Raw genomic sequence first — 12317 nt, forward strand, 5'->3', positions numbered from 1 at the left:
TGTGAATTATATCACATTAAAATAAGGACAGCAATGTTAAAGGTATCAAATTAATATTAAAATGTAAATTTTTCGAAATATTAGAAGTTTTATGTTTCTAATAACATAAAAAGATAGAATAACCGCTTACATCTTTTATTTTACAGGAAAAATAAAATAGGAAATTTACCTAAAATCCTAGTCAAATATTTCAAGGAGATTACAAGATTTAATATATTTTTTGTAGAATGTCCTTTTAATATTTTAATCAATTTTCACAGATTATTTCTCGATTTTTAAATTATTAGTCTATTTATAACAACAGTCGTTGCATAAGTGTATTTGGTTATTCTTGTTCTTTATGCTATACTTTGAAATGTGTAAATTATCGAAAGAAGGATATAAAACGGATGAGCTACAAATTTTTACTTTTCGACCTTGATCATACCTTGCTTGATTTTGATGCTGCTGAGGATGTGGCTTTAACACAACTACTAAAAGAAGAGGGAGTTTCTGATATTCAAATTTTTAAAGATTATTACGTTCCAATGAACAAGGCTCTCTGGAAGGATTTGGAAGAGAAAAAGATTACAAAACAAGAACTAGTCAACACACGTTTTTCTCGTTTATTTGCTCATTTTGGAATGATCAAAGATGGCATTCATTTAGCAGAACGCTACCAGTTTTATTTAGCACAACAGGGGCAAATTTTTTCTGGCGCTATGGAGCTTTTAGATAATCTGATTGATCGTGGCTATGAACTTTATGCAGCCACAAATGGGATAACTACCATTCAGACAGGGCGCTTAACTCAATCAGGACTTGCTCCTTATTTCAACCAAGTATTCATATCTGAACAGTTGAAAACACAAAAACCAGATGCTCTTTTCTACGAAAGAATTGGTCAACAAATACCTGGATTTTCCAAAGAAAAAACAGTCATGATTGGTGATTCACTAACAGCAGATATTCAAGGTGGCAATAATGCTGGGATTGATACTATCTGGTACAACCCTCATCATCTGGAAAATAAGACCCAAGCTCATCCAACTTATGAAGTCGACTCATATCAAGCTCTGCTAGAAATCTTAGATAAACTGTAAAAAGTGGTTTAGATAGCCACTTTTTGCTATAATAGAGGCAGTATAAATGAAGGAGTCAGCTATGGAACACTCGTCTTGGCATGCTTTGATTAAAGAGCAATTACCTGAGGGTTATTTTGGGAAAATTAATCACTTTATGGAACAGGTCTATGCTCATGGGACTGTTTATCCACCCAAGGAAAAGGTTTTTCAGGCTCTTTTGACGACTCCTCTGGAAGAGGTTAAGGTAGTGATTCTGGGGCAGGATCCCTATCATGGACCTGGTCAAGCTCAGGGTTTGAGTTTTTCAGTTCCTGATTCGATCCCAGCACCTCCTTCGCTTCAAAATATTCTAAAAGAACTGTCAGACGATATCGGAGTTAAGAAATCGCATGATTTGACAGCTTGGGCTGAGCAGGGAGTCTTACTCCTTAATGCATGTTTAACAGTGCCAGCAGGTCAAGCAAATGGTCATGCTGGTCAGATTTGGGAACCATTTACAGATGCTGTTATTAAGGTCGTCAATAACATAGATAGACCCGTAGTTTTTGTACTTTGGGGTGCCTACGCCCGTAAGAAGAAGGCTTTAGTGACCAATCCTCAACATTTGATTATCGAATCAGCACATCCAAGTCCTCTTTCTGTTTACAGAGGATTTTGGGGTTCCAAGCCTTTTTCTAAGGCCAATGCATTCTTAAAAGAAACAGGACAAGAGCCAATCGATTGGCTTAGATAAGGAGTTTATATGCCTCAGTTAGCGACAATTTGCTACATTGATAATGGAAAAGAATTGCTCATGCTTCATCGCAATAAAAAGCCTAATGATGTTCATGAAGGAAAATGGATCGGTGTAGGTGGAAAGTTAGAACGCGGGGAAACTCCACAAGAATGTGCTGCCCGTGAGATTTTAGAAGAAACAGGGTTGAAAGCTAAGCCGGTTTTAAAGGGTGTTATCACTTTCCCTGAATTCACTCCGGGCTTGGACTGGTACACCTATGTATTTAAGGTGACTGAGTTTGAGGGTGAGTTAATTGACTGTAATGAAGGAACATTAGAATGGGTTCCTTATGATGAGGTCCTCAGCAAGCCGACCTGGGAAGGGGACCACACCTTTGTTGAGTGGCTCTTAGAGGATAAACCCTTCTTTTCAGCCAAGTTTGTCTATGATGGTGATAAATTATTGGATACACAAGTGGATTTCTACGAGTAAAGGAGTATAGATATGTTACTAATCAAAAATGGCCGTGTAATGGATCCAAAGTCTGGTTTGGATCAAGTTTGTGATGTTTTGGTTGATGAAGGGAAAATCATTCAAATTGCTCCTCAAATTGATAAGGATGAAGCTCAAGTCATTGATGCAACTGGACTTGTGGTTGCGCCTGGACTAGTTGATATTCATGTTCATTTCCGTGAACCTGGTCAAACACACAAGGAGGACATCCATACTGGGGCACTAGCGGCTGCCGCAGGTGGTTTTACAACTGTCGTTATGATGGCTAATACCAATCCAACTATATCAAATGTTGAGACTTTAGAGGAAGTTCTTCAATCTGCAGCTAAGGAAAAGATTAACGTTAAGTCTGTGGCTACAATTACCAAAAACTTTAATGGTCAAGACCTAACTGACTTTAAAGCCCTTTTAGAAGCAGGGGCAGTTGGTTTTTCTGATGACGGGATTCCTCTTGAAAGTAGTAATGTTGTCAAGGAAGCCATGGAAGAAGCCAAGAAACTAAATACTTTTATTAGTCTTCATGAAGAAGATCCTGGCTTGAATGGTACGCTTGGTTTTAACGAGAATATCGCTAAAGAGCATTTTCATATCTGCGGTGCAACAGGAGTTGCAGAGTACGCTATGATTGCTCGTGATGTCATGATTGCCTATGCAACTAAGGCTCATGTTCATATTCAGCATTTGTCTAAGGAAGAAAGTGTCAAGGTTGTGGAGTTTGCTCAAAATTTGGGAGCTAACGTAACTGCAGAAGTAGCTCCACAGCATTTTTCGAAGACTGAAGCTCTTCTCTTGACTAAAGGAAGTAATGCAAAGATGAATCCACCTCTACGTCTGGAATCTGACCGACGTGCTGTTATTGAAGGTTTAAAATCTGGAATCATTTCTGTCATTGCTACTGACCACGCGCCTCACCATGCTGACGAAAAAAATGTTGAGGATATTACCAAAGCGCCATCAGGTATGACAGGTTTGGAAACTTCTTTGTCACTAGGTTTAACTTACTTAGTCGAAGCTGGTGAGCTGAGCTTGATGGAATTATTAGAAAAAATGTCTTACAACCCAGCTAAACTTTATAACTTTGAAGCAGGTTATCTATCAGAAAACGGTCCAGCTGATATTACTATTTTTGATGATAAAGCGGACCGAATCGTGGATAGTCATTTTGCTTCTAAAGCAGCGAATTCACCATTTATCGGTGAATCTTTGAAAGGGCAGGTCAAATACACCATTTGTAATGGACAGATTGTCTATAAAAATTAGGTGAAATCTGGTCTTTCGAATCATTGATTAGAGAGAGACGATATGTACCCAACCCATCATTTTAAAGACAAATTTATCTTATTTCTTAAGATTTTCTTTCCAATTCTAGTCTATCAATTTGCCAATTTCTCGGCTTCCTTTGTCGACACAACCATGACTGGCCAGTATAATACCATAGATTTGGCTGGGGTATCAATGGCGACAAGTCTATGGAATCCTTTTTTCACCTTCCTAACTGGTATTGTCTCAGCCTTGGTTCCTATAGTTGGACATCATTTGGGTCGAGGAAAGAAAAATGAAGTGGCTTCTGATTTTTATCAATTTCTTTATCTTTCACTTGGTTTATCAATTGTTCTATTTGCTTTAGTTTTTCTTGGTGCGCCACTAATTCTAAACAATATGGGTTTAGAAACAGCAGTAGCAGATATAGCAGTACGCTATCTATGGTTTTTAGCAATTGGGATTATTCCACTTTTACTTTTTAGTGTAATTCGATCACTGTTGGATGCGCTGGGACTGACCAAACTATCCATGTATTTAATGCTTTTATTGTTACCTCTAAATAGTGGTTTTAACTATTTACTAATCTATGGAGCCTTTGCTTTACCTGAGTTAGGAGGAGCAGGAGCAGGTCTTGGGACATCTTTAGCTTATTGGGCTTTGCTGGGGATTTCCATACTAGTCCTTCTTAAACAGGAAAAATTAAAAGAACTGCATTTAGAGAAACTATTACCCTTAGACTGCGATAAAATAAAAGAAGCAATCAAATTAGGCTTACCGATAGGTGGAACCGTATTTGCAGAGGTTGCTATTTTTTCAGCAGTTGGTTTGATTATGGCAAAATTTTCATCATTGACAATAGCTAGTCATCAGTCCGCTATGAACTTTTCGTCACTCATGTATGCTTTTCCGATGAGTATTTCAACAGCAATGGCGATTGTTGTTTCTTACGAAGTTGGAGCCAAACGTCTAGAGGACGCTAAGAAATACATTAAAATTGGACGACTATCAGCTATGGTATTCGCCGTTTTGACTCTCTCCTTTTTGTATATTTTCCGAGAAAATGTTGCGAGACTTTACGGTTATGATCCTGAATTCATTCAGTTAACTGCAAGTTTTATGACCTATAGCCTATTTTTTCAGTTGGCTGATACATTTGCTGCTCCGTTACAAGGTATTTTACGAGGCTATAAAGATACAGTCATACCTTTCTATCTCGGTCTCGTTGGTTACTGGGGAGTTGCTATACCTCTTGGTTTGTTTCTAGATTATTCAACAAATCTCGATGCTTATTCATATTGGATAGGTCTTATTGTAAGTTTACTTGTCAGTGGATTACTCTATCAGTGGCGTTTACAAGTTATTATGAAAAGATTCAAATAATTTGTTGAAAGCATCCTTGAAAATCACTTTGTGAAATAGTCATTTTATGTAAAGAAAAGTCAATGAAATCAAGACTTTTCTTTTTTTATATTGTGAAAAATTATCAAGCATAATCTTTGACTCTCATTAACGTATAAGTTAGAATAGAAATTTAAGAAATTAAACTTAGAAAGGCAAGATTATGTCAACTTTAGATAAAAATCTTTTGCTTGAGATGTTCCGTAAGATGGAAGAAATCCGTCGCATGGACTTGAAGATTACACAATTAGTAAAAAAAGGGAAAGTGCCAGGAATGACGCACTTAAAGTGTCTAAAGATAAGTTTGAATCAAAAGGTGTTAAATCAGTTCGCGCACGTGTAACCAATATCGTAGATGAATTGCCAGAAAAAATCACCGTAGAAGAATTCCGTGACCTACTTTTGGAATACATGAAAAAAGAATACCCTGAAATGACAGAGTATGTCTTCTCAGATGAGGAATTGGCTGAAATCAATCGTATCAAGGAAACTAAGTTTGGGACTTGGGACTGGAACTATGGTAAATCACCTGAATATAATGTCCGTCGTGGAACTAAATTCCCAAGCGGTAAGGTTGAAATCTTTGCTAACGTTATTGAGTCAAAAATTCAAGACATCAAGATCTACGGTGACTTCTTTGGTATCGAAGACGTTGCAGCTGTAGAAGATGTCCTTCGTGGTGTTAAATACGAACGTGAAGATGTCCTCAAAGCTCTTCAAACCATTAACCTAGGGCGTTACTTCGCAGGAATCACTGCAGAAGAAATTGCTGAGGCAGTGGTGGAATAAAGAAAGAGAGATCCATGTAATGTGGATTTCTTTTTTATTTAAACTTGATAATCGATCATCATGAGAGTATAATATAGTGGAAATTTTAAATATATAGAGGAAAAATTAATAATGATAAAGATTCCAGTTGAAAATCTTGGTCTATTTGAACAGTTAGATCGTACTGTGGTAGCATTTTTTAAGAAACAAGAAACTACAAATCCATACGATTTGAATGTCAGTATCACACAAGAACACTTCGATAAGAAAAGACAAGAGTTAGAACCTTTAGGTTTGCAAGCTGCCCAAATCCCTCTGGGAATGGCCTTAGACAATGTTATTCAGCAAGCTCATTTTAAAGACTTGATTATTGGGGGTCTTGCTCCTGAGGAAATCATCGTAAGCAAAGAAGCGTTAATGCCAATGAAAGACATCGTGGATAGTTTTTGTATTATGTACGCAGCAGCGAATAACCGACTTGAAAATTGTAAAGCTTATGAATTAATGAAAGATAAAACGGTCTACTTTATTGGAAAACTGCTTACTGACATTCCTCAAAAAGGTGATGAAATTGCTTATATGGGTATTGATAGAACAGCTAACGATGGTACGCCATATGAAGCTGTTAAATGCTTTCTAACAAAAGAAAGTGCTGAGAAGTACAACGAAGAGAAAAGACCTGTTAGCCCTGCGAATCTGGCTTATCTAAAGTCGTTTTGGGGAAAACCAGTCATTATTGAGCCACACCGTAATTATTGGATCGAATTTTTATAGAATAATAAAAGAGCGTAAGATTCGATAAAAAATCCTACGCTCTTTTTCTAACTCTAAAACATTACATAATTTATGTTATGTATCTTACAAACTATCCAGGGCATTCTTTTGCTCATCATTAACGATATGGGTATACAAGTCGGTAACTTGTGTGCTTGCATGTCCCAGCTGGTGACTGACCAGAACCTGTGATTTGGTTGCATCATATAGACGTGTTGCAAGCGTATGGCGTAGTTTGTGGGGGGTTACGCGAACTTTAAAGTCTTCCGAATACTTGGCGACCATTTTTTCAACACTAGAAGCATCGATACGGTTTGGAACACCTCGATACAAGGTCAGAAAGAGAGCTGTATCAGTCTTTTCTGTCTTATAACGTTTGTCTCTTATAGCAAGATATTGTTCTAAATAAGGCTTAGCAAATGCAGCAACATTGACTGAGTCTCGTTTTCCACCCTTTCGAGTGACGTCAATCACCATCATCTTTAGATTGAGATCTCGAAGGTCAAGGTTAACGGCTTCGGAGAGACGGACACCAGAGGCGAGAAGGAGTGCGATAATGGCTAAATCTCGCTCTTTATTCTTATTAAAAGAGGATAAAGCGCGATTAGAGAGAGTTTTAGGGTATTCCTCATCTATATAATTCAAAAATCCCTCTGTTTCATCACCTAAAAAGAGCTTTTGTTTGATATTTTCAGCTCGCGCAGCCAAGGTTTCTTTCTTTTTCTTGGTAGCAACCTTCTTCATGACGTTGCGGTAGAAATAAGGTTCTCCTTGCTCATTTTCAACTTCCTCAGTCAAATACTTATAAAGGCTAGACAATGCTGATAAAGTTCGGTTAATAGTTGTTTGGGAGACACCATTCTTTGTCGTATTAGCATTGAGTAAAGGACGTTCGCGTAAGTAAAGAATAAAAGATTCCATGTCTTTCTTGGTCATGTTCTCAAGAACATCCAAAGGAATATTAGCCATATTGTCAGCATTCGATATACCAGATTCCAAGACCCAGGTAAAAAATCGATCGTATTCCTTTAAGTATTCGTACAAGGTCGTAAAACTGTATGGAACAGCTAGTTTTGATTGATAGTATTCCAGAACGTACCAGGGCATGACTTGTTTGAGTTTATCAATCCGTTCTAATAAGATCTCGCGTTTCATGTTTTTCTCCAAATCTTTCTATACTAGTAGTATAGCATAGTTATATATTTTTTTCAAGAAAATTATAGTTTTTCGGAAAGATATTATAGGGGATATTTAGGCTTGCCTAACTAAGCTATATAATACCCAAAAAAATTATAATTTGTTAATCATTTCTTTATTGAACTTATAGGTTTAAATTTTTAAACTTCTACAGTTATTTGATTGTAATAAAAAACTCGATTCCAATTTTTTAGGAACGAGTTTTAATTTTGAAATTATTTCGATCTGTATGAATCTATCGTCTTAGTTACAAAATATTTTTCTTAAATTATAAACAACATTTTATACATAACATAATTTATGTAATATTATCTTCTACAACAACAAATCTTTTACTTTTCCAATTTCACTTTTTGGAATCACGAGATGAATCATATCCCCTAGATACATCCTTGTAGAACCATTAACTGTCTTACTTTTACCGTTATGTACCTGGGTTGTGATAAGTACGTTATGTGGTAAATTGAGTTCATGTACTTGCTTACCAGCTATCTTATCAGAAACTGGGATTTCTATCAGGGTAACTTCTCCATCATCAGTTGCTGATTCAGGTAACATTTTCTCAAGCATGGCTTCATAGACGGGCGCCCCTTTTAGCAGATCCATAACAATATAGGCAACTAGGGTCACCATCCCTAATGGCATTAGATTGCGGATATCACCGACCATTTCCGTCACGAGAATCATTGCTGTCAAAGGTGCTTTTGAGATAGCCCCAAAATAACCACTCATTCCAAGAATTACAAAAATAGGGAATTGCTGCTGGGTAACAAGTCCAAGATTGACACAAATAATACCGACCAGAGCACCAAGTATGGAACCTAAAGCTAAAATAGGTAGGAAAATTCCACCAGGAAGTCCACTTCCGTAACTGATCATACTCCAGATAAAGCGAATGATAAAGTAAATTAAGAGAATTTTAAAACTAAAATCCTGCTCTGTTAAAGATAAAACAACCTGATTTCCTCCACCAAGTATTTGAGGTAGAAATATTCCAACTGGAATAATCAGGAAAAAAGCTAGAATAGGGTAATAGGCCTTATCTAGATGAATTTTTGGACCAATCCAATCATATACTTTTCCGACATTTAGAACGGCTTTCTCATAAAGAAAACCTGAGAATCCAAGAAAAATTCCCATTACCAGATAAATCCAATATTGACTAAGACTCATGTGAGGAATATTATCCGGCATATCAAGCACAGGTGTTAAGCCAAAGATGAGAAGGGAAACAAAGTTTGCTACTAGACTGGCTGCCAAGGTAGAAACCCAGAAGAATCGTGAAAAATGGTGATAGACTTCTTCTACTACAAATAATAACCCTGCAATTGGTGCGTTAAAGGCTGCAGCAAGTCCAGCAGCAGCTCCACTAGCTATTAAAGAGCGCTCTTCTACTGGACTAGATTTCAGCCATTTAGCAATTCCTTTACCTCCAACGGCACCTAGTTGAATACTTGGACCTTCACGACCGAGCATGAGTCCACTAGCAATGGCCAAGGTACCTAGAATGTATTTTTTCCAGAGGACACCCCACCAATTGAGAGACATGAGACCTTTTAACTCTGCTTCAACTTGAGGAATACCAGAACCTTTAATATCTTTTTCTGAGCGTGTTAATTTGGCACTAAGTAAGCAAATTAGAATATAAAACAATAAAATGATCAATAGATTTCGAAGTAGATTTTCTTGGTCTAGATATAGTCCTTGAACTACATGAAAGCCTTTTTCAATCAAAAACCGAAATGACCCAACAATAAGGCCCACGACTAATCCAACGATAATTCCTCGCCCTACTTGAGATAGAATTGTACTTGACGCAAAGGCAAATTCTTTCTTGGAACTAAGTGTTTCCGACTGTTCCTCCATAATTTTCTCCTTTAATTATCTTTTTCAGCTTCTGAAACGATCGTTTTAATCGGTTCAAAGCTTGTGCGATGAATGGGTGTAACACCGTGCTTTTCTAAACCTTCTAAATGTTTAGCCGTTCCATAACCAGCATTTTGAGAAAAATCATAACCTGGGAATTCCTGGTCATAGTTAGCCATAATCTTATCTCTGGAAACCTTAGCAATGATGGATGCTGCTGCAATGGATAGAGAATTCGCATCTCCTTTGATGATGGATGTCTGAGAAATCGGCAAATCCAACTTCATTGCATCAATCAAAAGGTGTTCTGGTTGAGGGTCAAGCTGAGAGATAGCTTCTTTCATAGCTAGTTTAGTTGCTTCATAGATATTGACCTGATCAATGACTTGATTGTCCATAATGCCAATACCAATTGCTAGTGCATTGTTCTTAACGGCCTGAAAAATCTCCTCGTGTTTTTTCTTAGGGATTTTTTTACTGTCATTTAAACCTTTAATCTTACAATTTTTAGGAATAATGACTGCTGCAGCAACAACAGGACCAGCTAAAGGTCCACGACCAACTTCATCTACACCCGCAATTAAGCTAATACCTTGAGCATAAAGCTCTTTTTCATAAGATAACATTGCTTCTAAGCGGAGATTTTCATCAATTTCAGCTTGAATGGCTTTCTTACGCTTTTCGATTTCCTTTTGAACACCTGAGCGAGAATCTTTTTCAAATTTCTTAAACAAGGGACTTTCAAGATTTGTTATCTTTGCTAATTCTTCTTTTATTTCTTTAATCGTTGCCATTGAGGTCTTCCAATGTATCTAATGTATAATTGCCTAATTTTCCGTCACGAACTTCTTTGACGAAGAGGTTGTAAAAACGATCATAATCATCACGGAAACCAAGAATACGAGTCATATCCATGATGATTTCAGGAGCTTCATCTTCCAGATTCATTTGTTTAAAACGTTCCTGTAGCTTTTCAGGGTAATGTGTTTTAAAGTAATTAAGACCAAAAATCGTCACTTCATCCATTGGAAGCAACTGGTCCTTGATAGCTCCAGTTAAAGCCAACTTTAAAGCAACGGTTTCATCTTCAAATTTTGGCCAGAGAATCCCTGGAGTGTCCAAGATTTCCAAATCTTTATTTGTTTTGAGCCATTGTTGGCCCTTTGTCACACCTGGTTTGTTACCAACTACAGCAATTTTCTTACCAGCCAAACGGTTCATCAGGGTTGATTTACCAGCGTTTGGAATCCCGATAATCATGGTACGCAAGGTCTCGATTTGAATACCACGTTCTTTTTGACGAGCAATTTTATCTGCCATGAGTTTCTTAGCAGCGTCTGTTACGACTTTAACTGTAATTTGCTCTTTAGAATTGATTGCAAGTGTTTGAATTCCTTGGGATTCGAAGTACTGACGCCATTCTTTTGTCAATACTGGGTCTGCAAGATCTGCCTTGTTTAAAATCAATAGTCTAGGTTTGTCACCGATAATTTTAGTCAGCATCGGATTTTGACTAGACAAGGGTAAACGTGCATCAACTAAAACTGTCACAAAATCAACAAATTTTAAATTTTCCTGAACCTGTCTTCTCGCTTTTGACATATGGCCAGGAAACCATTGAATAATAGCCATTCTATTTCCTTTTCTTCATACAAACTTAATCGATAAATCATAGATGATTACTATCTATTTTACCATAATTTAGCTAGTTTTGCAGGGTGTTAGACAATTAAAAGACTAGAAAAGCCCCTCTTAAAGAAGTGGGGCTTTGGAAATTTTATTGGTAAATAGCTTGTGCTGCAGTGATGAGAGTAAGATTATAAACATCATCTGAGCTACATCCACGTGAAAGGTCATTAACTGGCTTATTCAAACCTTGTAAAACAGGTCCTACAGCTGAGAAACCACCTAGACGTTCTGCAATCTTGTATCCAATATTTCCTGCTTCGATACTTGGGAAGATGAAGACAGTTGCATGTCCAGCCACTTTACTTCCTGGAGCTTTCAAAGCTGCTGTTTCAGGGTGGAAGGCAGCGTCAAATTGCAATTCTCCATCAATTTCAAGGTCAGGACGCAATTCGTGTGCACGTTTAGTAGCTGCTACCACTTTATCAACGTTTTCACCGAAACCAGAACCTTTACTTGAGTAACTTAACATTGCAATTTTTGGCTCGATACCAAACATTTTAGCTGTGATTGCTGAGTTAATAGCAATTTCAGCTAGGGCATCAGCATCAGGATTAATGTTGATTGCACAGTCTCCGAAAAGATAACGTTCTGAACCACGAGTCATTAAGAAAGCACCTGAAGTACGAGTTACATTTGGACGAGTTTTAATGATTTGAAGTGCTGGGCGAACAGTTGCAGCAGTTGAGTGAAGTGCACCTGAAACCATACCGTCAACCAAGCCCATATAAACTAGCATAACACCAAAGTAGTTAACGTCTTCACTCAAGAGTTTAGTAGCTTCTTCTTCTGTTATCTTACCGTTACGACGTTCTACAAGAGAAGCAACCATATCGTCAAATTTATCGTAATGATCTGGGTCGATGACTTCATACCCCTCATGAATTCCTTCGATTTCAAGGTAGATTTTGATTTTTTCAGGTTTACCAAGCAAAACTGGGATAACATCTGTTTCTTTCACCAAACGTTTTGTAGCTTGTAGGATACGAGGTTCTTTCCCTTCGGGTAGAACGATGCGTACATTTTTACCAACTAGGTTGGTTTTTAGACTTTCAAAAACTTCCATGAGTTTT

11 protein-coding genes and 2 pseudogenes are annotated in these 12317 nt (G+C 37.3%); 8 read left to right on the forward strand and 5 right to left on the reverse strand.

What is annotated here, in order from left to right; all coding sequences use genetic code 11:
- Positions 1-389 precede the first annotated feature (389 nt).
- The 8 genes and pseudogenes from ACTO1Y_RS02470 (at position 390) to ACTO1Y_RS02505 (ending at position 6495) form a co-directional block, all read left to right on the forward strand.
- Positions 390-1082: a YjjG family noncanonical pyrimidine nucleotidase gene (locus ACTO1Y_RS02470; protein ID WP_441348227.1), complete on the forward strand. Its 693-nt coding sequence runs from the start codon at positions 390-392 to the stop codon at positions 1080-1082.
- Between the two features lie 61 nt (positions 1083-1143).
- Positions 1144-1797, forward strand: a complete 654-nt coding sequence (locus ACTO1Y_RS02475) for a uracil-DNA glycosylase (RefSeq protein WP_441348228.1) — start codon at positions 1144-1146, stop codon at positions 1795-1797.
- Positions 1798-1806: 9 nt separating this feature from the next.
- Positions 1807-2271, forward strand: coding sequence for an NUDIX hydrolase (locus tag ACTO1Y_RS02480; protein ID WP_075567577.1), 465 nt, complete (start codon positions 1807-1809; stop codon positions 2269-2271).
- A gap of 12 nt (positions 2272-2283) precedes the next feature.
- Positions 2284-3552, forward strand: coding sequence for a dihydroorotase (locus ACTO1Y_RS02485; RefSeq protein ID WP_441348229.1), 1269 nt, complete (start codon positions 2284-2286; stop codon positions 3550-3552).
- A gap of 42 nt (positions 3553-3594) precedes the next feature.
- Positions 3595-4935, forward strand: coding sequence for an MATE family efflux transporter (locus ACTO1Y_RS02490; RefSeq protein ID WP_441348230.1), 1341 nt, complete (start codon positions 3595-3597; stop codon positions 4933-4935).
- Between the two features lie 181 nt (positions 4936-5116).
- Positions 5117-5236: pseudogene (locus ACTO1Y_RS02495) on the forward strand (pyruvate dehydrogenase); the annotation flags it as partial.
- A pseudogene (locus ACTO1Y_RS02500) lies at positions 5227-5742 on the forward strand (lipoate protein ligase C-terminal domain-containing protein); the annotation flags it as partial. The pseudogenes ACTO1Y_RS02495 and ACTO1Y_RS02500, both read left to right, overlap by 10 nt.
- Before the next feature lie 111 nt (positions 5743-5853).
- A complete protein-coding gene (locus ACTO1Y_RS02505; protein WP_441348231.1) occupies positions 5854-6495 on the forward strand; it encodes a hypothetical protein in 642 nt (213 codons plus the stop codon).
- 84 nt (positions 6496-6579) lie between these two features.
- Here ACTO1Y_RS02505 and xerS read toward each other — a convergent pair whose 3' ends face one another.
- The 5 genes from xerS to pta all read right to left on the reverse strand — a co-directional run bounded on the left by xerS (position 6580) and on the right by pta (position 12310).
- A complete protein-coding gene (xerS, locus tag ACTO1Y_RS02510) occupies positions 6580-7650 on the reverse strand; it encodes a tyrosine recombinase XerS (RefSeq protein ID WP_441348232.1) in 1071 nt (356 codons plus the stop codon).
- Between the two features lie 357 nt (positions 7651-8007).
- The gene (locus ACTO1Y_RS02515) at positions 8008-9558 is read right to left on the reverse strand and encodes a chloride channel protein (RefSeq protein WP_441348233.1); all 1551 of its coding nucleotides are present in this window, start codon (positions 9556-9558) and stop codon (positions 8008-8010) included.
- An 11-nt stretch (positions 9559-9569) separates the two neighbouring features.
- On the reverse strand, positions 9570-10352 hold the full coding sequence (locus ACTO1Y_RS02520; RefSeq protein ID WP_441348234.1) for a ribonuclease HII: 783 nt from the start codon (positions 10350-10352) through the stop codon (positions 9570-9572).
- Entirely contained in the window at positions 10339-11190 is an 852-nt protein-coding gene (gene ylqF / locus ACTO1Y_RS02525; protein ID WP_441348235.1) for a ribosome biogenesis GTPase YlqF, read from the reverse strand. The genes ACTO1Y_RS02520 and ylqF overlap by 14 nt, the downstream gene beginning before the upstream one ends.
- 145 nt (positions 11191-11335) lie before the next feature.
- On the reverse strand, positions 11336-12310 hold the full coding sequence (gene pta, locus ACTO1Y_RS02530; protein WP_006150671.1) for a phosphate acetyltransferase: 975 nt from the start codon (positions 12308-12310) through the stop codon (positions 11336-11338).
- Positions 12311-12317: the final 7 nt, after the last annotated feature.

It is taken from the genome of Streptococcus sp. V728, assembly GCF_052077995.1.
In the GTDB taxonomy this organism is placed as follows: Bacteria; Bacillota; Bacilli; order Lactobacillales; family Streptococcaceae; genus Streptococcus; species Streptococcus infantis_B.

What these genes read in the sequence shown, in the direction of transcription:
- xerS (WP_441348232.1), bottom strand. Translation starts at nt 7,650, where the DNA reads ATGAAACGCGAGATCTTATTAGAACGGATTGATAAACTCAAACAAGTC.
- ACTO1Y_RS02480 (WP_075567577.1), top strand. Translation starts at nt 1,807, where the DNA reads ATGCCTCAGTTAGCGACAATTTGCTACATTGATAATGGAAAAGAATTG.
- ACTO1Y_RS02515 (WP_441348233.1), bottom strand. Translation starts at nt 9,558, where the DNA reads ATGGAGGAACAGTCGGAAACACTTAGTTCCAAGAAAGAATTTGCCTTT.
- ACTO1Y_RS02470 (WP_441348227.1), top strand. Translation starts at nt 390, where the DNA reads ATGAGCTACAAATTTTTACTTTTCGACCTTGATCATACCTTGCTTGAT.
- ACTO1Y_RS02475 (WP_441348228.1), top strand. Translation starts at nt 1,144, where the DNA reads ATGGAACACTCGTCTTGGCATGCTTTGATTAAAGAGCAATTACCTGAG.
- ylqF (WP_441348235.1), bottom strand. Translation starts at nt 11,190, where the DNA reads ATGGCTATTATTCAATGGTTTCCTGGCCATATGTCAAAAGCGAGAAGA.
- ACTO1Y_RS02490 (WP_441348230.1), top strand. Translation starts at nt 3,595, where the DNA reads ATGTACCCAACCCATCATTTTAAAGACAAATTTATCTTATTTCTTAAG.
- ACTO1Y_RS02520 (WP_441348234.1), bottom strand. Translation starts at nt 10,352, where the DNA reads ATGGCAACGATTAAAGAAATAAAAGAAGAATTAGCAAAGATAACAAAT.
- ACTO1Y_RS02485 (WP_441348229.1), top strand. Translation starts at nt 2,284, where the DNA reads ATGTTACTAATCAAAAATGGCCGTGTAATGGATCCAAAGTCTGGTTTG.
- pta (WP_006150671.1), bottom strand. Translation starts at nt 12,310, where the DNA reads ATGGAAGTTTTTGAAAGTCTAAAAACCAACCTAGTTGGTAAAAATGTA.
- ACTO1Y_RS02505 (WP_441348231.1), top strand. Translation starts at nt 5,854, where the DNA reads ATGATAAAGATTCCAGTTGAAAATCTTGGTCTATTTGAACAGTTAGAT.